Here is a 24,881-nt window from a genome sequence, read left to right on the forward strand (position 1 = left end):
ATCCAAAGTACCCAAGAATGTCTTCGCGATGCCTGAGCGTAGTCCGGCCTTCATATTCATTCATCTGTACCGCATTCACATCCAGAGAAATTCTTTCAGAGACAAAATCTACGTCATTTTGATGAAAACGGCTGGATACGAAGAAACGGCTGACAATCCGGAAGTATCCAACCTGCAAAAGAAACCCGACTTTATTAGAAGGTGTCTGTAAAGTCTTGACATATTCAGTAGCCCACTGCGGAGTATTTAAAAAAATCAGTTTTTGTTCCGGGGTCAGCACAGGTGGGTAATCAAATTTCTGACGGGCTTCCGAGTTCAGATAGTTTTTTCTTGGCATACTGTAGTAGTGTGGATGATAAATGTGTGTACAAAAAAACGCTGCTCAGAATGTACAAACCGACTGCCCCATTTAAAGCAGATCGAGCTATTCGAAAACAGGCATATTTTATCAAAATAGTAAAATAAACTTGTACATCAATCTAAGTACATTAAATTTGGTCGAGTAGATGAGTTAAAGTATACAAAAGTGAAAATAGGATACGCTAGGGTCTCGACCCAGGACCAGAATTTGGAAATGCAGCTGGATGCGTTAGGAAAAGCAGGCTGTGAAAAGATTTTTCAGGAAAAGGCTTCCGGAATAAAATCGGATCGGCCCCATCTTGCGGCTATGCAGCAGATCCTGCGTGAAGGTGATGTGATTTACATTTATAAGCTGGACCGGTTAGGACGCTCTTTAAAACATTTACTTGAAATGACCTCCGATTTTGAGAAACGTGGTATCGGCCTGGTTTCCATCAATGACCATATTGACACAACAACTGCCCAAGGTAGGCTTATCTTTAACATATTTGCCTCGTTAGCGGAATTTGAAAGAGACCTGATCAGGGAGCGGACTAAATCTGGGTTGGAAGCGGCTCGCGCACGTGGCCGAAAAGGTGGACGCAGCCGTGGCTTATCCAAAGAAGCAGAAAAGAAAGCGATGTTAGCTCAAACCCTATATAATGAACGTAAGTTGGGTGTGAATGAAATTGCTGCTGATCTGGAAATTTCAAAAATGACACTTTACAAATATCTGCGGCATCGTGGAGTCATAATTAACAGCAAGAGTTGAATGTTTGATTGAATACAATCGTTGTTGCAAACAAGCAAATTTCAAATGAATCAAAAAGCTGAAATACGTATAAGACACTGGGTTTTTATAGATGATGTCAAATTCTTTGGCCTGGGCCGCTATGAGCTGCTACAACACATTGTCCAAACCGGTTCCATCTCCAAGGCCGCAAGCGCAATGGGTTTATCGTATAAAAAGGCCTGGGCTATGGTTGATGCAATGAATACCCATGGAAATGGTCCATACGTAATCACCCAGAAAGGCGGTTCTCATGGTGGCGGTACAGTACTTACAGAAAAAGGAAAACGTGTAATGGAGGCCTACAAAAATTTCAACGACAAACTTTCCGAAATCGTCAAAGCAGAAAAAGAACTCTTATCCGTAATCTGATTTTTAGGGAAATTACTAAGGCAGACAAAGAGTTCTTACATTTGCGATATACCCGTTCATACATATCGCTTTTTTGATGAAAAAACTTTTAGCATTCTTAACACTAACAATTTGTCTGCCTGTGCTTGCCCAAGCGCAGCAAACATTGGATTCCGCAAGTAGCAGGATTTTTCAATTAGGGGAAGTGAGAATCTCAGGCATATCCGGCAAGGACTCCGGCAGCGTGCTATCCTATCAAAGAATAGAAAAATTTAACCGTACCGACCTCTCTAATGCACTCAATATCCTGCCCGGTGTAAGCATCGCCAATGTTGGCCCCAGAAATGAATCCGTCGTTTACGTGCGTGGATTTGACTTGCGCCAGGTGCCGGTGTTCATCGACGGCGTTCCGGTTTACGTTCCTTATGATGGCTACGTGGATATGGGACGGTTTACCACATTTGATCTTGCCGAAATCAACGTTTCAAAGGGATTCGCATCGATCCTTTACGGGGCAAACACTATGGGCGGCGCGATTAACCTTGTTTCCCGTGAACCAGTAAGCAAGTTTGAAATCAATGGCCGGGCGGGCATTTACAGTGGGGACGGTTATCGGTGGAATGTCAATGCGGGGTCCAGGTTTGACAAATTCTTTTACCACGTTGGGGCTTCACAGCTGAAACAGGAAACAATTCCTTTGTCTGCGGACTTTCAGAAAAGAAGGTACCAGCAAACTGACGACCGTGAGAATGCTTACCGCAATGACCTTAAATTCAGCGTGAAAGCTGGATTTACGCCCAACGCTACCGATGAATATGTGATCGGCTATGTCAATCAAAATGGAGAAAAAGGCAATCCACCATACGTGGGTGACGATTCCCGGATCATGACCCGTTTCTGGCAATGGCCAAAATGGAACAAGCAAAGCTTGTATTTTATATCCAATACAGCTGTTGGTGAAAAAAGTAAAGTGAAGACACGGCTGTACTACGACACGTTTGTCAACCAGCTGTTTAGCTACGACGATACAACCTACACCAAGCAAACCAGGCTATATGCATTTCAAAGTTTCTACAACGATTATACGTTTGGGGGCAATGCAGAATATGAGTCCAGGGCACTGGCCAATAATGTTTTTAAGTTGAATGTACAGTATAAACGAGACGTGCACAGGGAGAATGATCTGGGTGAACCCGTGCAAGGTTACATTGATAATACCCTGTCCGTAGGCATAGAAAACACCTATCAGATTACACCTTCCCTGGCCGTTATTCCAGGCGTGAGCTTTAACACACGTGGCAGCGACAAAGCACAGGAGTACAATGCTACCACCAAAGAAGTTACCAATTTTGCAGACAGTAAAAACAACGCTGTCAATGCGCAGATAGGCTTATTTTGGGATATCAACACCAGCCATTCGCTGAAAGCATCGGCAGCCCGCAAAACCCGGTTCGCAACCATTAAAGACCGCTATTCCTACCGGATGGGCCAGGCGATCCCCAATCCCGACCTGGGCGCGGAAGCAGCTGCAAATCTGGATTTAAGCTATTCGGGGAAAATTGCTGACAAACTCAGTCTGCAAGCGAGCGTTTTTAACAGCAACATTGATGATATCATTCAGCAGGTAGATAATGTACAGCCGGGACGTTTCCAGTTGCAAAATGCAGGAAAAGCAAGGTTCTATGGTGCGGAAGCTGGCCTGGATTACCGGGTCGTTTCAGGGCTTAGCATTGGTTCAAATTACTCCTTTATTAAAAGGAAAAACAAAACCAACCCGGCGATCCTTTTCACCAACGTACCTGAGCACAAGATCTTTGCATATGCCGACTATTCATTCTTGAAGCGTGCCAACATATTGGCAAGTGTTGAACATAACAGCGACCGTTACAGCACCAGCTATGGCACCCAGGCGAAAGCATATACATTGGTCAATGCAAAGGCATCGGTCAAGCTTTATAAATTCCTTTCTGCCGAAGCGGGACTGAATAATGTCTTTGACGTCAATTACAGCCTGGTTGAAGGTTTCCCGGAAGCGGGCCGTAATTTCTTTGTAAACCTGGTGTTCAGTCATTTTTAAAATGTATTGACATAGATGAAAAACTTTTTGAAAACGGTTTTAACAAACAAACCAGGTTGGCTTAAAGTCAGCCTGGTTTGCGCTGTTTTCATTTCTTGCGGGCTCATTCAGGCTTTTAGAGCTAAAAAGGCCCAGCCCTATGTTTTGCAGTATCCCGCCAATTTCGGCTCTCGGTTCGTCATTCCAACCGACAATCCTACCACCAAAGAAGGGGTTTATCTGGGGCGACTTCTTTTTTATGAAAAAGCCCTATCAGCCAATAACAACATATCCTGTGAAAGCTGCCATCAACAAAAACTCGCCTTTACGGATGGAAAAGCATTTAGCACGGGCACGGACGGCTCATTAACTGCCAGGAATTCCATGTCGCTGGCTAACCTGCTCTGGGTCCGAAACTTCTTCTGGGACGGCCGCTCTCCGGGCCTTGAAGATCAGGCCAAATTCCCTTTGACAGATCCTCATGAAATGGGTCAGCAACTGAGCGAATCGGCCAGAAAGCTAAATAATACGAGTTTGTATCCACCGCTGTTTTTAAAGGCATTTGGAAGCAGCATAATTACTCAGGAGCAGATACTGAAAGCGTTGTCCCAGTTTGAGCGGACATTAATCTCTGCCAGCTCGCAGTATGATCAATATCTGTCAGGTAATTACCAGCCCACTGCTCAGCAGCTCAGGGGATTGCAGCTGTTTGAAAGCGGTCCGGATCCAAAGAAAGGAATCCGGGGGGCCAACTGCACGCACTGCCACGGCGGGGTTAAAACTTTCAAAGAACTTTTTCATAATAATGGCTTGGACAGTATAGCCACCGATTTGGGAAGAGAGAAATTTACCGGTCAAAGCGCAGACCGGGCCAGGTTCCGCATCCCAACGCTACGCAATATCATGCTGACCGCACCTTACATGCACGATGGAAGGTTTACCACAATTGAGCAAGTCCTTGACCATTATAGCGAGCACATTGTGCAAAGTCCGACGCTCAGCGCTTTTCTACAAGACATTTCTAATGAAACCGGGGGCAAGAACCTGGCCCTGACAAAAGACGAGAAGGCAGATTTAACCGCCTTCCTGGATATGCTAACTGATTCATCATTCATAACCAATCCTGCATTTTCCAATCCCCATCCTGTTTTAAACCCTTGAACTATGTCCAAAATTAAGCTATCCAAGCAGAGCATTACACTGAGCCTTTTACTGTTTTTTTGTGTTGCATTTTCATCAGTAGCCCAAAATACGGCGACCCTTTCTATCACTGGGGAAGTAACAACGCCTTTGGAGCTGAAATTAGCAGACCTGGCCAGCTTTAAACAGGTAAGTCATAAAGTAAAAGACCGCGACGGGAAAGAGCATGAATTTTCGGGGGTTGCTTTAATCGAAATTTTAGAAAAGGCAGGCGTTACAACTGGTGCCAAGTTGCGCGGCGAAAACCTGGCGAAGTATCTGCTGATCTCAGCTGCTGATGGTTACGAAGTTTTGTATTCGCTAGCTGAGATTGACCCTGATTTTACAGACCAGGTGATTTTGCTTGCAACATCAAAAGACGGGCAGCCACTTGAAAATGGTGAAGGTCCATTTCGGATCATCACGCCCAACGATAAAAAACCTGCCCGCTGGATCCGGGAAGTTCGCTCGATCAAAGTTGTATTTGCTAAATAAGGTATCAAGTATAGTAAAATCTATCGACTGAGAATTAAACATACTGTGTCTTATCAAGATAAATATCCTACACGAAAGTCGTGACGGTTTTTCTCCCTTTCTTTAATTTAACCCTACTATGACCTATGTTGCTACCTCCGGTAGTTGGTGATGGGGTAAATTAATAGATATAACCCATCCAGGCTAATTGATGATACGAATGTGGCGCTGGCGACTCGTTTCTGCAAGTATTTCATATCAAGTCGCCGGATTCGGGTGGTTCAACCGTAAAGGGGTTGCTACGAGTCGTTTTGTGGATCGAGCAGGTCATATTAATTCCGAAGCGCAGGCTTTTATCGTCTATGTCGGGATGTGGTATGAGCCATAGTCGTAGAAATCCAAATGGGTATCCTATTCCTCCTGATAGAAAAGGAAATGCATAATATAAAGTAGCCCTCAACCTACCTTATCGAGGATTCCTGCAAGTAAATTAATCGAAAAAGAACTCCGCATGACGCATGGACAATCAACCACTTAATCCATTCTTCGAAGGGCCAGTTCAAGGGTTTTATCCACGCCCTTAAGCACATCGGCTTTCATGTTTTCACTGATAATTTTCGGTGTAATCCCTACGCCTTCGTAGCTTTTACTGTCCGATCCGCGATAGTCGCCCACACCAACGGTAATAATCCAGCCGTTGGGCAATTGTTGAGCAATTACGTCAGAAAACGCACCCGCAGTCTTGGTCCCAATATGGGTAACATTGTCATTTTCTCTCATGGCAAACGTAAAGGTTTCGCCGGCACTTATTGTAGTTGACGTGGTAAGCAGGATGACCGGTTTTGTATATTGACTTTTGCCTGTCGGTTCTACATACCAGTTTATAGGAGCTTCAAACTGATCATGACGTGGGCCATTTCTCTTCTTGGACGTCATAAACAATTTCTTAGAACTCGCGAATCTTCCGGCTACGTGTCTGCTCACTAAATCGGAACCGCCCTTGTGGTTTCTTATATCAAATATAATTCCTTTGGTCGAAGACAAAGCGGTGATGGCTTTTTCCATATTTTTTTCGTAAAACGAAAATTCGCCATGGAACGATTCGATATGGATATAGCCAATTTCTGGGGTTAACTTCCCATAGATAAAGTCCTCTGTTTCTTCGTGGTACTCAGTCAGGTATTTTTCGCGAACCACTTTAAAATCAAAGTCTTCCTGCGCTGGTATATGTCCATTTAATCCACTGTTGTAATCTGTCAACGCTGGACTGTTCGTGTAAATATTGATATGTTTGTCATCCAAAATATGTACCGCAGAAGATAGGACGGAAAACAATTCCGCGTCTGTTTTTGCTGCTTTGGCCATCGGGAGGTGAGAGGCGTACACCTTATTCCAGTCAATATTTTTAACCAGGAAGAGGCCATAGTGGCTGTCAAATTTTTCCCACATTTGCCGAAAATTGGTTTCATTGGAATTATCGACCTCGGGTCCAACCATCATTTCCTGACACGACGAGAAAGAAAAAAGTAATGCTATTAGAATTCCTGTGAGTATTGTTAATTGCTTTTTCATTAGGGATTTATATTAAAAAGTAAAACCAAGAGATAATTGACTGCCTGCCTGAGTGAGGTGTTCGGGTTTGTAGTAATGCATCCAGGAGGCTGCGTAAGTAACATCAAGAGCGATACGCTTTTTTACCAGCAAAGGGTACTTTATTGAAAATCGGAAATTTTGAAAATGATTGAGCGTTTCAACCTTATTATTTCCCGTGAAAAATGTCGCCAAACTGGATTTATCGGGTGTTCCTGGTGACTGGTGATAGGGCAACCGGGTTACCACCGAAACAAGTGGAGTTGCTAGTTCGAAAATGACCGGTTTACCATTTTTTAAAAAATAGTCGAACCGCGCTTTAGCATTGAATGAACCATAATTGATTACTCCGATACTTAGAAATGCTGGTACGTAGGTTAGACTTTCTTCCAAACTCCCCCCCAGGTATAGCGCTTTGGATGAACTCCGTAGTTGTTGTAGTTTGTGTAAATACCCTAGGCGTAGATTGAACCCTATTTGGCTTATTGGAATATCAAGATGCTCAATACTTTCAACGCCGTGAATATCCGTTTCCTTACCATAAATGACTATACTGGAACCGGAATTAGTTTTTAACGGCCCTAAAAATATATGGAGATCAGACGAAAAAATTCCATTTTTTGACTTGTGTGAATAGCCCAGTTGCACGTTTGTTCTTACCGACTTAAACATGTTCGTTGAATACAAAAGATCAACCGTTTTGATGTAATCAGCCCCTACCCCAATCCGGAATTGGTTTCGTTTATGCAGGGCATCAATACCGCCTTGACCGTGAACCTGTACTGCAACCAGCAAAAAAGCAAAAGAAAATACCAGGAGCAGAGAACATCGCTGGGCGTAAATACCTAATGGGTGGTAAGATATTTTTTTGAAAGGTGTAGCTTTTGGCTCATGAGCTAAGCTTCGATCAATGATTTTTATTTTCATGGTAATTTGTAACGTGTTAAAAAATGAGATAAGTAGTAATTAGTGTGAAGATTAGCCCAGAAAAAAGAAGGGCGGAAGATGTTTTTTGATGCATGATGTAGGGTGTTAAAGGATAGGGGAACGATTATGAAGCAAATATGGGGGCAGGTAGGCCCGTCTTTCAAAAATTTTGCCGTAAGTAGTCGTAATCTGGCTTTGAATTGCCGGTAATGGACTGTGAGTCGTTAAGGTGGCCAAACGCCCCAATGTCAGGCGATTGGCCCGGTTGTCTGGAACCAAAAAGCCCCCCGGTGCGGGTATCGGTGGGCTTTTATCAGATTACCTTTCCCATCAGTTAGGGCAGTACACCCCGGATTTCTCGGGCGGGCAGTTCAAAACGGCATGCCCATGTTGGCTGTCACGTAAGCATCTAACTTGGTATCCACCAGGGTACTACCAATCAGTTTATACTCGTTTCGTTGGGTCACGTAGCTATCCGCGTCCAGAACGTAGGCGTAATAGTCGCCATCAAGTGAAGCCTGTCGGGTTACGAGCGTGACCAGGTGCTTGCCCGGCCTACCGAAAATCGGCAGGTAAGCGTCGTGTTCGTTCATCCCTATCACGTTCAACGGATATTTGTCACTCATGATCGGGTTGCCCGCTGCCGGACTGCAGTTGAATTCTGTTTGAAAACTGCTCGATATTCCAGTCGTTTCCGTCGCCAAGATCATGTCGCCGTCGGTATTGTAGGCGTACCCCATTCCACCAACGCAACTGTTTTTATTCTGATAATTCAATAACTGACCCTTCTCATTGTAAGCAAACTTCCACTCCCAAGAGGAAAATTGTTGATGACGACCGTAATCGCTTCGGCAGATTAGGTGCAGCGGCCGCTGGCATCCTGCATAAAGGTTTCATCCCGCAGTCTGATCTTTCCCCGATGCGTAAATGCTCTGCTCTTACCGGAGCTGTTGGTGCAATCGGTCTGGATAGCCAAGTTGCCACAGACGCGAGGTGAGTACTTTCATGGGTCGAGCATAGTCGCCGTAGGTCAGGGTAGCCTCAACGTATTGGGTGAGTTTGTGCACCCGGGGGAAGTTGGGCGCCATGATATCTTCCCCAGCTCCCAACCGCCCACTGGCCACCAGGTTGGAGTAGGGATTGGGCAAATTGTCTTTCCCGCAGGAAGTCAAGCCTAAAGACAGGGCCAGACCGGTAATGGTTTGTGAATGAAAGTAGTCATTTGTAATGTGTTCTATTCGTTTTTACCTACTCTTTTCAGGTTTTCGGCGTCACCTGCATTATTGTGGTTCAAAGATGGTTGAATATTGCGGGTCATTAAAAGTTTCGTCCAGAGTGCTGTAATTTGAGCGTTGAACCGTAGGCCAATCGCGGTGAGTCGTTTATGGGCTCCCGTTCACGACTGGCCTGGGTATTGTAGTGGGCTTACCAGGCTTATTTAGCAGTGTCTGTTTATTTTTGTCCAAGGCCCTCTTTCAAGCATCCAGAGCAGCCGATTTGCCTGGTCTTTACACGCTATCAACAGGTGATCCAAGCCATTAACGCATTCAGAGGGCTGTCCAGGTGTGTTCATCCAGTTCTTCATAAATTTCCTGCTCAGCCAGTTATGAATTGGTCAATGGAATTATTCAAACCATAATAAGTTAGGCGTCGTCCGGCTTTTTACCCCGACAAATTGACATAATCTGGTCGTCAAAAATGAAATAACCGGTTCCAGAAAGTTTGTCGTTGACCACCTGCTGACCGATAAAACCCAGGATGGCTTCGCGCTGCGCGAGGGATGTTTTTGTCTTGCCCTCCCAATACCTGGGTTCTGTAATGCCGATGATCACCACGGCGGGTGGCATGGCCAGCTCGTACCACATATCAAAACTCGTTTCGGGGCTGGTGTAATGGATCGTTCCTCCGCGTCCGTCGTGCGTGTAGCCTAAGTGCGGGCCGGGTTCGGCGGCTGGATTTTCACTTGAATGAGTAGGCTCTGTCATGATTTTTGAATAGTTTTTCCGATGAATTTCAGCGCTTTGTCGTGGGTTTCAATCCCATGTCCAACATGAGGGAATACGACGACTTCTTTTAGTGACTTCATGTGTTTTTTAGCATTGTCAATGGACTGTTGGTGGGGAAACAATAAATCCTGATCCCCTTCAAGTAGGTAGGTATCGACCGTGACCTCGGCCAATTGCTCGTTCATATAGTAGGGCTTTTGCGTGTTATCTTTATACCGGGTCAGAGCGAAAACCTCGTAGTCGACCAGCATTTTTTCGGCGGTTGGGGATAATTGATGATTGGGTATGGAGAAAACTGCTTTATTTAAAAATGTCAAAACATTACTTTCACTCGGGCGCAGGATGGGTAAGATATTGTAATATAAGTTTTTTAAACGGAGAGAAAAGGGTTGCAAACAGCCCGGATTCAGCAGAAAAGCCGCTCTGATCCGATCTGGGCTCACAATGCCCAGCTTCATACAGATTAGCCCACCGAACGAAGCCCCGGCTACGAACGCTTTTTCAATTTTCAAACCATCCAGTACCTCAGTTGCCCACCATCCATAATCCAGCGAGCGAATCTCGGGCGTGTTCCCCTCACTCAGATTGGGTAACCCGTTGGTTTCGACCAGGTAGATTTTCATGGAATGGTTCAGGTTGTCAAGGCCCCTGTCAAAATCCCAAATGAGCGAAGTGGTTCGCGCTCCCGGAAATATGACCAAGGTGTCAGGGTAGTCTTGGTGCGTGTTCAGCCCCCAAACGTGCGTGTTCCCTAAGGACGTTGTAACGGTATGCCGTTCATACGTCCTCTCATTATTTTTTTCCAATTGATTGACCCAATTTTCAAAATAGTCAAAGTCTGCTTTTTTGTCTTTAAAATAGGATGTGTGTTTTACTTTTATATCGGCTGAAAGAGTTGAGCTTGGCATGGTCGGCGTTTTTTAAGTCTGTCTTATTGTTGAAAAAGTGTTTGCATTGCTATTGGCATTCGGTATCTTTGATACCCCTTAACTCAGGCTCAACACCCAATCTCTCACCGCCGAAAAGCTTCCAGCTATCGAAGCCCTTCGACTTACAGCCTGTCCCTCGCAGGTGGCGACGTTCAATTGGAGGGTACAATCAAGCAGGCCGGGATATTTTCGCAGCACCAGCGTAACGGTCGATTCATCCAACCAGCGCACCTCCCAAGCCGACCAGTCATCCGTGTTTATCGAAAACAGACAGGCGCCATCGCTGACCCGAATCAGTGACGGCTGGTCGATCCAGTGGCTCATCCGCATCTCGTAGCTGTCGAAACATATCGTGTGCTGCACATTGGTTGAGAAGATATCTATGGACATGATTGAGATTTTAAAACGTGTGTTTAGCCCAAAGGTACCCCCCAATGAACGCGAGAATGAAGCCAGTCGGGCCGAAAACGAAGATGCTCGTCATGCTGGCCTCGACGCTCCGGTCGTGACATTGGACGAAAACTTGCCGATGAGGTAGTAGCTTAGAAAGGCCGCAAGGACGTAGCCTACCACGCCGATGAGGAACCCGATTCCGATGTATTTCATTCGTTTCTCATTGGTTTAGATGTATTTTTGGGCTTAACTTTCTTGTCTCAATTTTCTAGTTTCATTATCCCAAAAGGCCCCTATTGTACCCGTAGCGAAGGCTAAAAACATGGTCACCGACGGGATGTCGGCCTAAAGCCAATGTATTCCTTCAGTGTCGAAAGGACTGCGAGACACAAAAGCCCACACATTAGGGTAGAACTCATAAAGAGAGTTCGCTTTTTGATGGAGTGCTGTTTAATTTCGGCACTTGACCAATCCAATTTGGAGTAAACGACAAGCTCTTTCACTAGTTCTTTAATTGAATTTCGGGCATTGCTAGTTTAGCTACTTCGTTGACTAAAAGCTGTTTTTCGACTTTCAGCTTAGTCAGAAACGGGGTAATTTCCGAGCCGTATTTTCGGTTGCTGATCATGAACAGCAGAATACCGCGCTGGCCGGATTTGGTTTTGACGGCTTTAAACCGGAATACATCCCGCTCCACCAGATTATCGCTTTCATTGTCGGCATTGTTACCAATCAGGCAGTCGATGATTTTTTCACCCGTGGCGGGATTCTTAATTACTTCGTAGTTGACGATTGGATTGGTGCGTTTCAGATTATCCAATTCGCGTAGTTTGTTAGCTACGGCCTGGTCCACCGACGATTCGGTCAGTACGAAATCAATACCTACCATCGACTTGTACTTCGGAAAATCATCGCCAGCCACCAGGTATTCCTGTTTATAAAGCGACGCATCCGGGTGGGTCGACCAACTTAACCGATAGACTTTTTTCTGGATAGAAATTGGAGTCTGAATGCCCAAATAATTGATGGCGGGTTTCGGAGTCTGTGCATAGTCCGGATCGGATAGCATGATTATAGTCAATAGAGAGATGAATAATGTTTTTGTTAGCATAGAGTTGTTGTGTGACGGGTTTGTGATTTTGTGGAAATGTGTGATTTGCGAGGGGTACCCTAGATGGATTGCCAGGCAAAGCCCGTGGTCTTCTCCTCCCAATGCAATATTAACTCAGAAAATAGTTCGTCCATCCATTCCGGATCCTGCGTGCCTGCCAACCCAGGTACCCCTTGGAAATCATAAAGGAATCCAGCACGAACTGAAGGATGTCTTCATTGGCGTAGTCGGCCCCTTGGGCGGTGTCGGCCCGGAGCGGGGAAATGTGGACTTCCCCATCTTTGGTCACGAAAAGAATGTGAGAATCCTCGTCGTCATCGACACTGGCCACGAGCTGGCAAAGTTGATCTAAAGTAGGGTGCTTATCTAAGTTCATGGTTGGTTGGTTTGGGTAATTCGGCGGCCAGCTGCGTAAGAATTGGTTTTGTCCGCTGCATCGAGGTTGGCTTCGTTGGGTACCATCGCGAACGAAGCCGGGTCAGCAAGGGCCAGAATTTTTCCCTCGTAATACACGTGAAGGGCATCTTTGGCGTAGCCATATTCCAGCATCGTGAAAGTAGTCTGGTCGGCTTTCGGTAGGGGATGGTTCTGGTAAAAAATAGTCTGTTTGTCTTGGGCGTAGTCATCGGTCAGAAGGGCAAACGTCTGCCGGTCGGCTCCTTTAATGCAGTGCTGCTGGAAGTAAATCCGGGAGCTGTCGCGGGCATATTGGGTGTACAACTCCTCCCACTGGGCAAATGTGGCCGGGTCGGCTTCGGGAATGAGTGTATCCTTGTAAAATGCGTGGGTATTGTCGGTGGCGTAATACAGCCCCACAGCGGTGAACGAATCAGGTAGGGCATTCGGGATGGTATGAACCCCCGACCTCACCCCGCCGATGGGACTGTCCACGATGTTCCAGCAGTAATAAACGGTGCGCTTGTCTTTGGCGAAATTTCGGCTTACAATGGCAAACGACATCCCATCACTACCCGTGATGGGGGCCTGTTGGAAATAACCCACCTGGCTGTCCTTGCCAAATTGAGGGTCGAGCGGCACAAACGAAGCAACATCGGCCACGGCAAAACCTATCCCCTGATAATAGGCGCGAAACTTGTCTTTGGCGTAGGCATATTCACTCCCGATCACCTCGAATGAAGCGGCATCGGCCTGTATCACCCGAATTATTTTATCCCTCCGGGTGGTCTCGAACAACTTAAAGTCAAGGTAATTGTCACAGAAATAAACGACCGCGTTGTCCTTGGCATAATGATCGTCAACCGCGGTGAAGCTGGCTCCGTCCGTAGGTTCAAGTTCAACTCCCCGGTAGTACCCCCGGTTTTTATCGCGTGCAAAAACGCTGTTCAATGCCTCAAATGATTTATAATCGACCGAATCCATCCGGTAGTCTTTGTAGTACACGGAGCCATTTTTGGTCTGGTAACCAGACTTCTTACAAGCTGCCAGAAGGCCCAGGCTCAGCAGAGAAAGCAGGATTTGGAAGAGTTTCATGGGGGAGGTCAGCAAAGTGGGCTTAGTGGGTACTGATGTAACGGATTAACAGGAGGAGAGTAACAACGAGCAGTAGGGCGACGATTTTTGTCCATGTATGAGGCAACCAGTTCAGCCCGGCCAACCCCAGCAACAGAAAAACGCCGATGCCTTTCAGGGCGACTTCCTGCTCACCACCCCCGGCGTCATTGTACGGGTTCGCTTTTTGCAGTAAGGCCCAGACAACAAAAGCCGCCGTACAAAACGATAAGGAACCAGTTGATACCGCTAAGAATTTTGATCATAGTCATTTTTACAGGATTTGGAATGGGTTAAGTAGTCTGGAGCAGCCATCCAGTCGGTACGTGTTTGTTAGTTCCGCTGTTGCCATTTTCCGTATTTTTTCAAGTAGGTCTGCTACCCGGTGGATGTCGCAGCCGAAAATAAAAATCCGGCTTCGTTTGTCGTGGAGACCACCAAAAGGAATTTCATCCTTCCAATAGCGTACCCCGCGTGCGTCGAGTTCGGTGAGCAATGCTTGTTCCTGAGCATCCGTCACAAGGCCAATCAGGTGCCTGTTTGCCATTGTATCACTCGTTATGGCAGCAAAGGCGTAGGCAACGGATTCTGATTCGGTTTGGAAATAATGCAGGTTCTTGCGCACACCTCGTTCGGTGTAAAACCATACGAACTGATTCGGATCACGGTATAGGCCGTAGCCTTCGTGAATGATTCGCTTGCCAATGGCGTAACTGTCCGGATAGCAGCGCGTGGTCGGTCATTCAGTCGTCAAGTTCCTGTATAGAAGATGGTTCCATTATCGTCGTTCCTGTTACTACTCCTGACTTTGATTCAGGATTTCGTTAATTAACCAGCGGCCATTTCGCCGCACTAGCCGGAACTCGTAAGCATCCTGTAGCGTGAACTCCACTGTCGCTTTGCCATTACTTGTCACGGCTTTGTCCATTTTCATTGATTTGAGCGCGGCGAGCTGCATGTCTACGTCCTGAGTTAACATCACCAAGTCGTACTCGAATCCGGTGGGCGGCCCTTCGTACTGCGGACTTTGGCGAAAGCCTTCCTGGCGCTCCTTAAAAAACGTTCGCCACTGGTTCAGATAGGCATCGGTCAGCAGTGGCTACTTTTCAGGTACGTCAGGTACCGCTCCCCGTTTTTCAGATTTACCGAATAGGGTTTTCCCTGGGTCTGATTGACCAGCTGAATCCGGTTCGCTTTCTGAAAATTGTTTTTATACCACGTCAAGAAACTGATGACCGTTTGCCGCGCCTGCGCTTCATCCGGAGAAAGCTGGTTGTCGGGAGACGAAGCGGATTGAGTTTTTACCATTACCTCAGTCGGGTTATCCAAACATACCCAATTCAGGACGGCCCAGGTCAGCGCTATAAAAAGAAATTTCATCATTTTGGGTTAAGGTTATACGTCGAATGGTAGATCGTACTCCCTGCTGATAACTTTAGAACTACGGGTTTTCAACGACACCTTCGCTTTGAGGGGCGAGCCGAGCAGCAAATAATTTTTCACGAACTGATCCTCGTGTACCAGCCAGGATTTTTCTTCGATCAGATACTCCTCAACCCCCGCTTTGGTGGCATGGTACGCCCAGCGCTCCACCATGCCGGGTTCAAAGTTGACGATGGTACCCATGCACAGCACCTGAATGCCGGGCAGCGACTGGTTGCTCAGTTCAGGGCAATTAACGACAGTAACAGTCAGGGTGGAGCCGTCTTCAAGGTCTTTGACTGACCATTCGTCGAGGATTGTTTTTTCGGTAGCCATAATGGTTTCGATGTTAGAAGGGTTTGTAATTGGTTACGTTTTCGCGGAGTGAGGTTAGACGATCGTTGAGTTGTCGGTCGAGAGCCACATAAATCGACCGAAGGTCGGCTTCATTTTTCTGGCAATAGGTCTCGACGGGGATCGGTTTGGCTCCACTTTCCTGCACATAAAGCTGGGTGATGGTTGCCCGGTATTTGCGGTTGGCGCACTCAATAACAAGGCTGTACTGAAACGTATAGACGCCTCCAGCCGACTGCTCCGAGCGCGGCAAAGTAATCATTTGTGATACCCGTCCAACCAGATCGCCGGTTTCTTTGTCAAGCAGTGGGAACGTGTCGCCGGGGGCTTGACAGGACTGCACGGCCCACAACCGGGCGCGCCGGAATAGATCGGCCTGCGAAACGGTACCGCAGTCGACCACTGCGGAATACGTTACTTTTTGGGTTGCTACGGGCAGGATGTCGTATAGTTTTCCATTGGTTATAACGGGTGGACAATCCACGACTCCGTAGCCGGGAGTAATTAGGCAGGCCATAAACAGGGCGATTATGAAAAAGCGCATGGCGACTTCTGATTTATGATTGGCATTTTGCCGATAAGGCGAATTGATGATACGAAAATGGGCCAGGCAACCCGATTATGCAAGTATTTCAGGTTGAGTCGCGGGATTCGCTGGGATCAACCGTATTGGAATTGCTACGAGTCGTTTTGTGGAGCGAGCATGTCATATAGATTCCAAAGCGCAGGCTCTTGTCGTCTATGTCGGGATTGTGGCATGAGCCATAGTCGTATGGATCTAAATTAGTTTGGTATTCCTCCTGATAGGAAAGGAAATAGGCACAGCCCACGCACGTGATTCGCGAGTCTTTTCCGTCCAGATTCAGGGTGTAGGTTATGTCGTTCATGGCTTTGGTTTAAGTTCCAGGGCTTTCGCCGTTTGATCCAATCCGCTCTGGTAGCAGGCAACAGGCTGCATGGCAGATAGGTAGGAGTTGGACGCTTTAACGAAGAACAGACTGGTCAGTCTGGATCCATTTCGCCAAAGCCATCCTGGAATCGGCCCTGGCGAAGCTCCCCGTCAAACTGGTCGCCGATGGTTTTGAGCAGCGTTTGGTCCGTACTTTCTAAGCTAAGGCTTTTGTAATCATCGCGAACATATAGATTGAACTCGGACCCGTTCAGGGTGAATTCAGCACTGACCATATCTTCATACCGGTCTATTTTTGGCTCAATGGCGGGATACTTTTTTTTAGCCCAGCTCATGAAGTGGTCAAACATGCCGGGCAATACTGGTTTCAGTTCGTAGCGGATCGGCTGGTTTTCACCCCCGTTCTGCGCCCACCGACCGTGCCAGAACGGGGGTTGGGTGTAGGAACGTGCGTTTAACACTTCCTTGCCCCGACTATCGGTTGCCCAGTCGAAATAGGTGGTAAACCAATCGGGTGTAGCATCCTCAGCCCAGATAAAGTGTGTAGCCGACGGACGGAATGGAACGGCGTAAGTTTGGTTATTTATAAAATCAACCGCCAGCAGCGCGTACTCAGACCGATTGCGCTCGTGGTTATAACGATTGCCCAGAAACACCAGTTGGGTCTTGCCGGGCGAGAAACTAACCAATTGGGCACCACTAACCCGGACAAAACCGTCTGAGTGCTGTATCACGGCCTCACTAATCAGATCGAAGGGGTGATTCGTCAACGTGTGGACATCAAGCACACTCCGGTCATTGACCAGCAGGTAGCGTCCACCCGACAAAAACCGGGATGAGCCGGAGTTATCCATCGGGGTTCGGGTCTGCTCTCTGCCGGGTTGCCCGTGGTCACTGTCGAGCCACTGGTAGCTGCTCAACTCGCCCCCTGCATCAGTGAGGGTGGTTACGCGTGCCCGTCCCGCACCGGCGGACCCCTTGTCTTCGGTAATGAGGTAAATGCTTTGGCCAGTGGCCAGAATAGCGGTTCTGGGGGCATCGCTCAGAAACCGGGCCTCCCATATCTGCGCTTTTTTGCCTTCACAGTTGGTCAATGCTACGCGCTTATCCTGGTAGTCGACCTTAAAATACGATGTGGTGTGGATACCAATCAGTTTGCCGTTGGCATTGCTATTATACAGGTTCAGGCTATAGTCCCGTTCCAGCGTGTAGCCGATGGACATTGGCCCACGGACCACCTGATTCTGAACGGCTGATGAACAGCCCAACAAGGCAAGAAAACTGGTCCAGACGGCCATGGTGCGTAAGAGGGAGGAATGGGTTACTTCGTTTAACTGTGTCATGGCTTATTTTCCGGGGAATGGGCATATTCTGCCCTACTGTTTCAGCAGTTTGATGGTCTGGCTCTGCGTAAGCGTACGCACCTGCAACAGGTACGTACCCTGCCATAGGCAACAACGAGGGAGAGGTAACAGATAACGGTTCAATCAGGGTCCATCTCGGCGAATGCGTCCTGGAATCGGCCCTGGCGAAGCTCCCCGTCAAACTGGTCGCCGATGATTTTGAGCAGTGTTTGGTCTGTACTTTCCAGGCTCAGGCTTTTGTAATCATCACGAACGTATAGATTGAGCACGGACCCGTTCAGGGTGAATTTGGCACTGACCATATCTTCATACCGGGTAATTTTTGGCTCGATAGTGGGATAATGTTTTTTAGCCCAGCTCATAAAGTGGTCAAACATGCCGGGCAATACGGGTTTTAGTTCGTAACGGATCGGCGGGATTTTACCGGGGTTCTGCGCCCACCGCCCGTGCCAGGGCGGGGGCTGGGTGTAAGGATGCACGCTCAATACTTCCCTGCCTTGGCTATCCGTTGTCCAGTCGAAATACGTGGTCAACCAGTCGGACGTAGCGTCTTCAGCCAGAATAAACTGCGTAGCCGACGGACGAAATGGAACGGCGTAAGTCTGATTGTTCACAAAGTCGACGGCTAACAGGGCGTACTCAGACCGCTGGCGCTGGTGATTATAGCGGGTGCCAAGAAATACCGGTTGTGTTTGGCCGGGCGAGAAGCCAACCAGTATGGAGCCAACACGGACAAACCCGTCTGTGCGTTTCAGGGCAGCCTTGCTAATTAAATCGAACGGATGAACAGTCAGCTTGTGTACGTCCAGGACGCTGCATTCATTGACCAGCAGGTAACGTCCGCCCGTCAAAAGCCGGGACGCTCTGGAACTATCCGCTGGAAAGCTGAATTGTGCCCTGCCGGGTTGTCCATGGTCACCATCGAGCCATTGGTAGATGTTAAGTGCGCCCCAGTTGTTGGCTACGACCGTGACGTGAGCCTGGCCCGCATCGGCCCGGTTCCCGGCTGTAATCAGATACACGTAGTTACTGGATGCTAACACGGCTGGTTTAGGCGCGTCTTGGAGAAACCAGGCCTGCCAGATCGTTACTTTTCTGCCATCGCGATCCTTTATCACTACGGGTCGACCCTGATAGCTAACTTTGAAACTGGATATCTTGGGAGGGCGGCTGGGAATCAGCCTGTCATTGGACTTTTTAAATATGTTCAGGCGGTAATCCCGCTCAAGTCTATACGTAAGGCTCAACGAATCATCGGTCATCTCCGTTTGTGCTCTAGTCATTGTCCCTGCCGAGCAGACGGGCAGGGTAAGAAAACTGGTTAACAGTGCCCTGGTCCATCGTTGATAAGATCGTGGGGACATTTTATGAAGCCATGTGGTGCATTGGGCAGTCCGACTGAGGTTCATTTTATAGTTACTTATTAAAGTGTAATGATATGACTTCATCCCTCTATTCAGCACATGCCGAGATCTCCAAACCAAACTTCTGGCTCTGGGTAATTCCTGACTTCGTCCCCTGAGTGGCGTATAGGTTTGCTTCGGTGCCGACCGTCCTGCTGCCCAACTGACCATAGGTGGCGAGCGGAGCGTTATCCATCCGCTGTCGGTACTCGGTCCATTGCGAGCCAAAAATGGCACTCACCAAAGCTAGTGCGGCGCCCAGCAAATCGCCATGTTGCAGATATAGGGCAACGGTTTGAAATTTGGCAAAAACGCTGACGGCCAGAAAGCGAAAAAATAGGTAAGCTAATTTGCAGATAATTAATTTTTTCATGGCTAATAGAGGATGTGAGGAAGGTGAGTGAATGACCTAAGAATGATTTCAGACAAAGGTGCGGTTTCACCCCTTACGTTTCAAAAATTTTGCACCGAACCGTAGCGATTGGGGTCTGAATCGTGGGAAATAGACGGCAACCGGACTTTTCTAAGTGGAAGATTGTTGCCGTTGCTCTGGGGTTCACAGGAAAGAACTCCCTTTTGACTTTGGTGTGATTCTCACTAAAAGCAGAGAACCTGCCTACACAGGAGCCAACTTTTAGCCGGAAAATGATACCATCTCCCCTACCTCACTCATGCGCCAGCATCAAATGCGCCAAACCATTATAACAGGCTTCCCAGGCTTTTCCGACCTCGTCGTTCCAGTCGTTGCCCAACCCCACTTCCAGGGTCCACAGCAGGGCGGCTTTCACATCCTCGTAGTGGGAGGGCTGGACACCGTAGCCTTTGTGGCTCTGGGCCAACGCGGCGATTTCTTGTCCCAGGGTATCAGGCAGGTCGATGCGGGCAACGATGAGGCTGAGCATGTCGAAAAATTTCCGGTATTGGGCATCCATCGGTCCTTTAAAAAGTGGGCGCAGAAACGGATACATGAAAAACAGCCGTCCGTAAAACACATCTCCCAGTAAGATGGGGTTTACCTCACGCAGCAGTTTCCAGGTATGTTTCACTAGTCGGACTTGTTGTTGGGTCATTGGAATGGTCATAGCGAGTCGAATATTGATGATAGGGTAGTAAAGTTAGATGACGTGAAGTCTTAAACACAGTATTTCCGCACGAATTGTTAGTTTTAAGCCATGAGTCGTTTTAAGGCAGGTTTGAAGGTAACGCACGAAAAAGAGGCCTTACGATTGGAAGCTGTTTTCGTGTCATTGATGGCCGATTTTCGACGACTTGAATCCAAAAATAGTACTGGGTAGTACTGAAAATTGCAGATTTACGGGTACATTTAATTTCCTTTTCCAGCCTTTGCCATGAATGCCCTGATTATCGAAGATGAAAAATTAGTAGCGCAAGAACTGGCAGCCAGTATTGCCGAGGTCGATTCGACCATTCACCTGGTGGGAATCGTGGGCAGTGTGAAGACTGCACTGAGCTGGTTTTTCGAAAACGCCGAACCCGATGTGATATTTGCCGACATCCAGTTGGCGGATGGGGTCAGTTTTACCATTTTTAGTAAGTACCAGATTTCTTGTCCGGTTATCTTTACGACCGCCTACAATGAATACGCTATTCAGGCTTTCAAGGTAAACGGCATCGACTACCTGCTCAAACCCGTTGACCAAGATGAACTCAGGCAGGCCATTGTCAAGGCCCGGAAGTTTGCTAAACCAACGGGACCGGCCGGACTCGACGTGCAAAAGCTAATGGATGCGCTCAACCTGCCTTCACCCTTCAAACCTACTTACAAAGAGCACTTCCTGGGCAGTGCCCGCAATCGGTGGGTGCCCGTCAAAATAAGCGACATCGCCTATGTTGTCCGCGATCAACTGATTTTTTTAGTAACCAACGCCGGTGAACGCTACATTCTGGATTACGACTCCCTCGACGAAATCGAACAGCTGCTCGATCCCGCCGTATTTTATCGGGCCAGCCGGCAGTGTCTCATTCATATCAATGCCGTACAGACGCTGAAAGGTCTGGCCAATCTCAAGCTCCAACTCGTCCTGAAAGCACCCAATCAATCATTTGGCATCGACATCAGCCGCGACAAAGCACCCACTTTTCGAAAATGGCTGGAAAAATGAGAGTCTACATTCCCGTATCTGGCGTTTGGCTTCTTGGGTTACTGATGGGCCTGGGGAGTCGCACAACGGCTCAGGATCGTCCTCCCCATTTTGAATTCGGGCATATTCGGGAGCAGGACGGGCTTTCGTCCCGCAAAGTCTACAGCCTGCTGCACGACCGGGAGGGTTTTCTTTGGGTAGGCACCAACAATGGCCTTAACCGCTACGACGGCACGCATTTTGTTAAATTCCGGCACCAGCGCAACAACCCGAACTCGCTGCTCAACAACCAGGTGTACGCCCTAAGCGAAGACAAGCGCGGGAGAATCTGGGCGGCTCATGAAAACGGTGTCAGCTATTACGATAGAACGACCGGTCGGTTCGAGCACATCACCACCTTCGGCAACCAGCCCTTAGGTATCTGTAAAAACGTCCGTTGCGACCGGGCGGGCAACATCTGGTTCACCAGCCGCAACCGGGGCCTTTTCGGCTATACCACCAATACCAGGGCATTACACAACTATACCGCCGATGCAACGGACAGCACAGGGGGCATCCGTACCCTGCCTAACGGGTTGGTGGAGGATCCTGACCAGCCGGGCTTGTGGATGGCTGAAGTGCATGGTCTGCGCTACTTCGACACGGTCAAAAAACAGTTTACAACTTACCGCAACAATTCCGGGCACAGTCCGGTGCTGACGCCCAACGATGTGTCAGCCCTTGCAATAGATGGCAACAGGCTACTGATAGCCGACCATACCGACCACAGCATTGTGATCTATGACCTGCGCAGGCGGCGGATACTGAAACGTATCAGACCTGCTAGTCCGCAGGACCGGGCGGATTTTTTTGGATCTGCTATTTTCGTAGACCGGCAGCACAACCTGTGGGTAAGCACCTGGGGAGGCAAATCTTTTCATATTGACTCCCGGACGGACCGGGTGACGCCCCTGGGTCATGCCCAATCCGAGCCCAACGCTCTGGGCTCCGACCTTATTACGTCGGGCTGGCAGCAATCCGACGGAACCATCTGGCTCGGTACGGTCAACGGCCTGGCCTACACCAATCCCGAACGGGCATTGTATGACGTGTATGACTTGGGAGCGTTGTTTCCGGCCTTGACCGATGAAAGGGGAATCATGTCCTTCGCGGAAGACCCGGACGGGTCTTGGTGGCTGGGCACGTCTATCCGGGGGTTATTGCACTACGTCCCTGCCACAAACCGGTTAGAGGTCTACGGCCTGCCCGGTAAAACTGCCCAATACCCCTGGGGATCGCCTGTCATAGGGCTTGACCAGTGGGCGGATGAACTACTGGTTGGTACTGCCACAGGGATTTATCGCTTTAGTAAAAGGACGCACCACTTCAAGGCGATCGAATTACCCCCGGCAGCCAGGTCAGTCAGTCTGATGACTTTTCGGCTCATCGGCGATCAGTACTGGGTGTTTGGCACTAGCAAACAGGCGTTTGGCTACGACCTGGCCCGGCAGCAGTGGAAAATCTACCCGATTCGGTCGGCCAGTGCCGATCCCCAGTTTCTCGTGCGCCAGACGCTGCTCGACCGGCAGGGCGACTTATGGCTGGATATTCATCCTGAAGGATTCGCGCGGTTCTCCGCGCAGAAAAAAGAATTTATCGTGACCGATACGCACCAGGCCGATTACGAAATTACGCTAAATTTCCTGACCGAAGACAGGGACGGATCCTTTTTGATGGCCACCGGTATGCATGGCCTGGTCACCTACGACCCGGTGCGCTGTCGAGACTCCGTTAGGATCGAAAATGAGGTTATGACCCTCAGCCAATGTACCGCAGCGCAAATCGATCGGCTCGGCAATACGTGGGTGGCTGACCTTAATCTGTTTTCCGTGATTACTACGGGTGGAAAACAAGTTCACAATTTCAGACTCCCCCTCAATGAGTATACGACCGGGTACAGCACATATCTGTTTCCGATGCGGAATGGACACCTACTTTCGGCTCAGAAAGGTCATTTGGTCGAGTTCAAGACCGAAAACCTGCGCTCAGCCCACCTACCGGAACCCGTGCTGCTGAACCGGATTGCTCTGAACGACACCACCTTGTTGCTGCACGGCCCAACGTCTCCCATCCGGCTGAAATCCGACGACAACTCTTTCATGATCGAGTTCAGTACGCTGTCGCCTTCGGCCAATCAACAATACAGGTACAAACTGGAAGGCTATGACGGGTGGAAAGAGTCGGGCACTCAGACCAACGCCGTTTACACCAAACTGCCCGGAGGCGAGTACGTATTTCGGGTCTTTGCCGTAGGAGGAGACTTGCGGAGCCGGGAAACCACGCTGGCTATACACGTTGATACGGCTATTTATAACACCCGCTGGTTCCAGGCGCTGCTGGTAGGCGTGATTTTGGCTTTTTTGTATAGTCTGTACCGGTACCGGCTTCAGCAATCGGCGCGGTTGCATCACTTTCAAATCCAGATGACGCGGCTGGAGCGCGATAAGGCCGAAATCCAGTATCACAACCTGATCAATCACCTCAACCCCCACTTTCTGTTCAACAGCCTGACCTCGCTCAACAGCCTCATTCTGACCAGGCCAAAAGACGCTTCCTTATTTCTAAGAAAACTTTCGGTGATTTACCGCTATATTTTGCAGAATAAGGACTCGGAACTGGTGAGTCTCCAGGCCGAGCTTACCTTCGCCCAAAACTACATAGACCTGCAAACCACCCGGTTCGGAGAAGGCCTGCACATCAGCATCAGCGTCACCCCTGACTCGCTAACCCGGCGAATTGTGCCTGTGACCCTCCAAAACCTGCTAGAAAATGCCATCAAGCACAACATCGTCAGTGACGACTGCCCACTGGCCATTCTGATTTACACCGAAACCGACAGGTTGTTCGTGCAAAATAGCCTACAGCGTAAGAGTTTCGTTGAAACGTCCAACAAGCACGGTCTAAACAGCCTGAAATCACTGTACCACTACCTAAGTCCCCGCGAAGTTACTGTTGATGAAACAGCTACTGAATTCACGGTTTCAGTGCCACTGCTTTAACTCGGCAGTGCCAGTCGTAGTTCCAGGAAGTAGAACCTGGTGGCGTGACAACAGGGAACCATTGGATGTCTGCAAATATTTATAGTCGTACTCACCAAATGTAAATTGGCATTTGGAGTCAGAAGAAGATCATCAATCAATATTGATCATTCTAAATGGAGAGCATCAAAAAGTGTGGGAGATCATGCCGCTTCCTGGGTGATATCAGGATCCTGCATTGATTTGATCGGTCTAAAATCCGGATACATCTTGCGAAAAATATCTTCCCATTCCTTGTTCAATACTTTCGTGCGGACTTGAAGCAGTAAGTGTGCGCCTTTTTTGATCCATTGCATGGACTGTTTTTTTGAAAACCGTTTAGAAATTACATAATTGACCGTGGATTCCACAAAGCTGGTCGAAATAACTTCGCCGTAATTGTACCGCTCGGCGTAATTGACAATAAAATTTTGGTTGTTGGCAATGTATTTGTCGAAGTCGGTAACGTATGTCTGGAAAGGTTTAATCTGTGTCGTCCTGTTTTTACCTTACAGTTTTTTGTGATAATCCTGATTAAACTTTACACTCCTTTTTTGTTAGTACTGCAATTGGCTTACACCTGATTTTCTTAATACTGAAATTGCTTTACAAGTAT

Annotated in this window: 29 protein-coding genes and 1 pseudogene; 7 read left to right on the plus strand and 23 right to left on the minus strand. The window is 48.2% G+C overall.

Annotated elements, in window-relative coordinates; translation table 11 throughout:
• Positions 1-337: DUF4158 domain-containing protein (locus ABIO93_RS21485; protein WP_348071461.1), on the minus strand; the 337-nt coding region annotated here is incomplete at its 3' end.
• Positions 338-526: 189 nt separating this feature from the next.
• Here ABIO93_RS21485 and ABIO93_RS21490 point away from each other — a divergent pair.
• The 5 genes from ABIO93_RS21490 to ABIO93_RS21510 all read left to right on the plus strand — a co-directional run bounded on the left by ABIO93_RS21490 (position 527) and on the right by ABIO93_RS21510 (position 5,210).
• Entirely contained in the window at positions 527-1,111 is a 585-nt protein-coding gene (locus tag ABIO93_RS21490) for a recombinase family protein (RefSeq protein WP_348071463.1), read from the plus strand.
• A 45-nt stretch (positions 1,112-1,156) separates the two neighbouring features.
• Positions 1,157-1,501, plus strand: coding sequence for a winged helix-turn-helix domain-containing protein (locus tag ABIO93_RS21495; RefSeq protein ID WP_348071465.1), 345 nt, complete (start codon positions 1,157-1,159; stop codon positions 1,499-1,501).
• A 76-nt stretch (positions 1,502-1,577) separates the two neighbouring features.
• Positions 1,578-3,557, plus strand: a complete 1,980-nt coding sequence (locus tag ABIO93_RS21500) for a TonB-dependent receptor (protein ID WP_348071467.1) — start codon at positions 1,578-1,580, stop codon at positions 3,555-3,557.
• A gap of 15 nt (positions 3,558-3,572) precedes the next feature.
• A complete protein-coding gene (locus ABIO93_RS21505; RefSeq protein ID WP_348071469.1) occupies positions 3,573-4,697 on the plus strand; it encodes a cytochrome c peroxidase in 1,125 nt (374 codons plus the stop codon).
• Positions 4,698-4,700: 3 nt separating this feature from the next.
• Entirely contained in the window at positions 4,701-5,210 is a 510-nt protein-coding gene (locus tag ABIO93_RS21510; RefSeq protein ID WP_348071471.1) for a molybdopterin-dependent oxidoreductase, read from the plus strand.
• Between the two features lie 513 nt (positions 5,211-5,723).
• Here the strand turns inward: ABIO93_RS21510 and ABIO93_RS21515 are convergent.
• From ABIO93_RS21515 to ABIO93_RS21615, 21 genes are all read right to left on the minus strand, one after another.
• Positions 5,724-6,761 carry a S41 family peptidase gene (locus ABIO93_RS21515; RefSeq protein WP_348071473.1) on the minus strand — a complete coding sequence of 346 codons (1,038 nt, stop codon included), beginning with the start codon at positions 6,759-6,761 and terminating at the stop codon, positions 5,724-5,726.
• 12 nt (positions 6,762-6,773) lie between these two features.
• Positions 6,774-7,706 (minus strand): hypothetical protein, encoded by a 933-nt coding sequence (locus ABIO93_RS21520; RefSeq protein WP_348071475.1) that lies wholly within the window; start codon positions 7,704-7,706, stop codon positions 6,774-6,776.
• Positions 7,707-8,077: 371 nt separating this feature from the next.
• Positions 8,078-8,482, minus strand: a complete 405-nt coding sequence (locus ABIO93_RS21525) for a hypothetical protein (RefSeq protein WP_348071477.1) — start codon at positions 8,480-8,482, stop codon at positions 8,078-8,080.
• An 867-nt stretch (positions 8,483-9,349) separates the two neighbouring features.
• On the minus strand, positions 9,350-9,691 hold the full coding sequence (locus ABIO93_RS21530) for a hypothetical protein (RefSeq protein WP_348071479.1): 342 nt from the start codon (positions 9,689-9,691) through the stop codon (positions 9,350-9,352).
• Entirely contained in the window at positions 9,688-10,620 is a 933-nt protein-coding gene (locus ABIO93_RS21535; RefSeq protein WP_348071481.1) for an alpha/beta hydrolase, read from the minus strand. Before ABIO93_RS21535 ends, ABIO93_RS21530 begins: the two co-directional genes overlap by 4 nt.
• A 78-nt stretch (positions 10,621-10,698) precedes the next feature.
• Positions 10,699-11,031 (minus strand): hypothetical protein, encoded by a 333-nt coding sequence (locus ABIO93_RS21540; RefSeq protein WP_348071483.1) that lies wholly within the window; start codon positions 11,029-11,031, stop codon positions 10,699-10,701.
• Positions 11,032-11,121: 90 nt separating this feature from the next.
• Positions 11,122-11,247, minus strand: a complete 126-nt coding sequence (locus tag ABIO93_RS21545; RefSeq protein ID WP_348071485.1) for a hypothetical protein — start codon at positions 11,245-11,247, stop codon at positions 11,122-11,124.
• 289 nt (positions 11,248-11,536) lie between these two features.
• Positions 11,537-12,103, minus strand: a complete 567-nt coding sequence (locus ABIO93_RS21550) for a hypothetical protein (protein WP_348071487.1) — start codon at positions 12,101-12,103, stop codon at positions 11,537-11,539.
• A gap of 151 nt (positions 12,104-12,254) precedes the next feature.
• Positions 12,255-12,521, minus strand: coding sequence for a hypothetical protein (locus ABIO93_RS21555; protein ID WP_348071489.1), 267 nt, complete (start codon positions 12,519-12,521; stop codon positions 12,255-12,257).
• The gene (locus ABIO93_RS21560; RefSeq protein ID WP_348071491.1) at positions 12,518-13,636 is read right to left on the minus strand and encodes a DKNYY domain-containing protein; all 1,119 of its coding nucleotides are present in this window, start codon (positions 13,634-13,636) and stop codon (positions 12,518-12,520) included. The genes ABIO93_RS21555 and ABIO93_RS21560 overlap by 4 nt, the downstream gene beginning before the upstream one ends.
• Before the next feature lie 292 nt (positions 13,637-13,928).
• Entirely contained in the window at positions 13,929-14,279 is a 351-nt protein-coding gene (locus tag ABIO93_RS21565) for a hypothetical protein (RefSeq protein WP_348071493.1), read from the minus strand.
• A 171-nt stretch (positions 14,280-14,450) separates the two neighbouring features.
• Positions 14,451-14,633: a hypothetical protein gene (locus tag ABIO93_RS21570; RefSeq protein ID WP_348071495.1), complete on the minus strand. Its 183-nt coding sequence runs from the start codon at positions 14,631-14,633 to the stop codon at positions 14,451-14,453.
• Between the two features lie 110 nt (positions 14,634-14,743).
• Entirely contained in the window at positions 14,744-15,037 is a 294-nt protein-coding gene (locus ABIO93_RS21575) for a hypothetical protein (RefSeq protein ID WP_348071497.1), read from the minus strand.
• Between the two features lie 12 nt (positions 15,038-15,049).
• Positions 15,050-15,412: a hypothetical protein gene (locus tag ABIO93_RS21580; protein ID WP_348071499.1), complete on the minus strand. Its 363-nt coding sequence runs from the start codon at positions 15,410-15,412 to the stop codon at positions 15,050-15,052.
• Between the two features lie 13 nt (positions 15,413-15,425).
• Positions 15,426-15,974 (minus strand): DUF4468 domain-containing protein, encoded by a 549-nt coding sequence (locus ABIO93_RS21585; RefSeq protein WP_348071501.1) that lies wholly within the window; start codon positions 15,972-15,974, stop codon positions 15,426-15,428.
• An 88-nt stretch (positions 15,975-16,062) separates the two neighbouring features.
• Positions 16,063-16,317 (minus strand): hypothetical protein, encoded by a 255-nt coding sequence (locus ABIO93_RS21590; RefSeq protein ID WP_348071503.1) that lies wholly within the window; start codon positions 16,315-16,317, stop codon positions 16,063-16,065.
• Between the two features lie 115 nt (positions 16,318-16,432).
• The gene (locus tag ABIO93_RS21595) at positions 16,433-17,563 is read right to left on the minus strand and encodes a hypothetical protein (protein WP_348071505.1); all 1,131 of its coding nucleotides are present in this window, start codon (positions 17,561-17,563) and stop codon (positions 16,433-16,435) included.
• Complete coding sequence (locus ABIO93_RS21600; RefSeq protein ID WP_348071507.1) at positions 17,529-17,789, minus strand: hypothetical protein; 261 nt, start codon at positions 17,787-17,789, stop codon at positions 17,529-17,531. Before ABIO93_RS21600 ends, ABIO93_RS21595 begins: the two co-directional genes overlap by 35 nt.
• Before the next feature lie 34 nt (positions 17,790-17,823).
• Positions 17,824-18,987, minus strand: a complete 1,164-nt coding sequence (locus tag ABIO93_RS21605) for a hypothetical protein (RefSeq protein WP_348071509.1) — start codon at positions 18,985-18,987, stop codon at positions 17,824-17,826.
• A gap of 169 nt (positions 18,988-19,156) precedes the next feature.
• Entirely contained in the window at positions 19,157-19,480 is a 324-nt protein-coding gene (locus tag ABIO93_RS21610; protein WP_348071511.1) for a hypothetical protein, read from the minus strand.
• Between the two features lie 292 nt (positions 19,481-19,772).
• The gene (locus ABIO93_RS21615) at positions 19,773-20,189 is read right to left on the minus strand and encodes a globin domain-containing protein (RefSeq protein ID WP_348071513.1); all 417 of its coding nucleotides are present in this window, start codon (positions 20,187-20,189) and stop codon (positions 19,773-19,775) included.
• A gap of 267 nt (positions 20,190-20,456) precedes the next feature.
• Between ABIO93_RS21615 and ABIO93_RS21620 the strand changes: the two genes are divergently transcribed.
• Both ABIO93_RS21620 and ABIO93_RS21625 read left to right on the plus strand, forming a co-directional pair.
• Complete coding sequence (locus ABIO93_RS21620; protein WP_348071515.1) at positions 20,457-21,230, plus strand: LytTR family DNA-binding domain-containing protein; 774 nt, start codon at positions 20,457-20,459, stop codon at positions 21,228-21,230.
• Entirely contained in the window at positions 21,227-24,247 is a 3,021-nt protein-coding gene (locus ABIO93_RS21625) for a histidine kinase (RefSeq protein WP_348071517.1), read from the plus strand. The genes ABIO93_RS21620 and ABIO93_RS21625 overlap by 4 nt, the downstream gene beginning before the upstream one ends.
• Positions 24,248-24,429: 182 nt before the next feature.
• Here ABIO93_RS21625 and ABIO93_RS21630 read toward each other — a convergent pair.
• Positions 24,430-24,726, minus strand: a pseudogene (locus ABIO93_RS21630) (ISKra4 family transposase); the annotation flags it as partial.
• Positions 24,727-24,881 lie beyond the last annotated feature (155 nt).

The organism is Dyadobacter sp., assembly GCF_039919315.1.
Taxonomy (GTDB): Bacteria; Bacteroidota; Bacteroidia; order Cytophagales; family Spirosomataceae; genus Dyadobacter.

Coding starts and splice junctions, on each gene's coding strand:
- ABIO93_RS21495 (WP_348071465.1), top strand. CDS start 1,157: ATGAATCAAAAAGCTGAAATACGTATAAGACACTGGGTTTTTATAGAT.
- ABIO93_RS21500 (WP_348071467.1), top strand. CDS start 1,578: ATGAAAAAACTTTTAGCATTCTTAACACTAACAATTTGTCTGCCTGTG.
- ABIO93_RS21505 (WP_348071469.1), top strand. CDS start 3,573: ATGAAAAACTTTTTGAAAACGGTTTTAACAAACAAACCAGGTTGGCTT.
- ABIO93_RS21510 (WP_348071471.1), top strand. CDS start 4,701: ATGTCCAAAATTAAGCTATCCAAGCAGAGCATTACACTGAGCCTTTTA.
- ABIO93_RS21515 (WP_348071473.1), bottom strand. CDS start 6,761: ATGAAAAAGCAATTAACAATACTCACAGGAATTCTAATAGCATTACTT.
- ABIO93_RS21520 (WP_348071475.1), bottom strand. CDS start 7,706: ATGAAAATAAAAATCATTGATCGAAGCTTAGCTCATGAGCCAAAAGCT.
- ABIO93_RS21530 (WP_348071479.1), bottom strand. CDS start 9,691: ATGACAGAGCCTACTCATTCAAGTGAAAATCCAGCCGCCGAACCCGGC.
- ABIO93_RS21535 (WP_348071481.1), bottom strand. CDS start 10,620: ATGCCAAGCTCAACTCTTTCAGCCGATATAAAAGTAAAACACACATCC.
- ABIO93_RS21540 (WP_348071483.1), bottom strand. CDS start 11,031: ATGTCCATAGATATCTTCTCAACCAATGTGCAGCACACGATATGTTTC.
- ABIO93_RS21545 (WP_348071485.1), bottom strand. CDS start 11,247: ATGAAATACATCGGAATCGGGTTCCTCATCGGCGTGGTAGGCTACGTC.
- ABIO93_RS21550 (WP_348071487.1), bottom strand. CDS start 12,103: ATGCTATCCGATCCGGACTATGCACAGACTCCGAAACCCGCCATCAAT.
- ABIO93_RS21555 (WP_348071489.1), bottom strand. CDS start 12,521: ATGAACTTAGATAAGCACCCTACTTTAGATCAACTTTGCCAGCTCGTG.
- ABIO93_RS21560 (WP_348071491.1), bottom strand. CDS start 13,636: ATGAAACTCTTCCAAATCCTGCTTTCTCTGCTGAGCCTGGGCCTTCTG.
- ABIO93_RS21570 (WP_348071495.1), bottom strand. CDS start 14,633: ATGTTAACTCAGGACGTAGACATGCAGCTCGCCGCGCTCAAATCAATG.
- ABIO93_RS21575 (WP_348071497.1), bottom strand. CDS start 15,037: ATGATGAAATTTCTTTTTATAGCGCTGACCTGGGCCGTCCTGAATTGG.
- ABIO93_RS21580 (WP_348071499.1), bottom strand. CDS start 15,412: ATGGCTACCGAAAAAACAATCCTCGACGAATGGTCAGTCAAAGACCTT.
- ABIO93_RS21585 (WP_348071501.1), bottom strand. CDS start 15,974: ATGCGCTTTTTCATAATCGCCCTGTTTATGGCCTGCCTAATTACTCCC.
- ABIO93_RS21590 (WP_348071503.1), bottom strand. CDS start 16,317: ATGAACGACATAACCTACACCCTGAATCTGGACGGAAAAGACTCGCGA.
- ABIO93_RS21595 (WP_348071505.1), bottom strand. CDS start 17,563: ATGTCCATCGGCTACACGCTGGAACGGGACTATAGCCTGAACCTGTAT.
- ABIO93_RS21600 (WP_348071507.1), bottom strand. CDS start 17,789: ATGGCAGGGTACGTACCTGTTGCAGGTGCGTACGCTTACGCAGAGCCA.
- ABIO93_RS21605 (WP_348071509.1), bottom strand. CDS start 18,987: ATGACTAGAGCACAAACGGAGATGACCGATGATTCGTTGAGCCTTACG.
- ABIO93_RS21610 (WP_348071511.1), bottom strand. CDS start 19,480: ATGAAAAAATTAATTATCTGCAAATTAGCTTACCTATTTTTTCGCTTT.
- ABIO93_RS21615 (WP_348071513.1), bottom strand. CDS start 20,189: ATGACCATTCCAATGACCCAACAACAAGTCCGACTAGTGAAACATACC.
- ABIO93_RS21620 (WP_348071515.1), top strand. CDS start 20,457: ATGAATGCCCTGATTATCGAAGATGAAAAATTAGTAGCGCAAGAACTG.
- ABIO93_RS21625 (WP_348071517.1), top strand. CDS start 21,227: ATGAGAGTCTACATTCCCGTATCTGGCGTTTGGCTTCTTGGGTTACTG.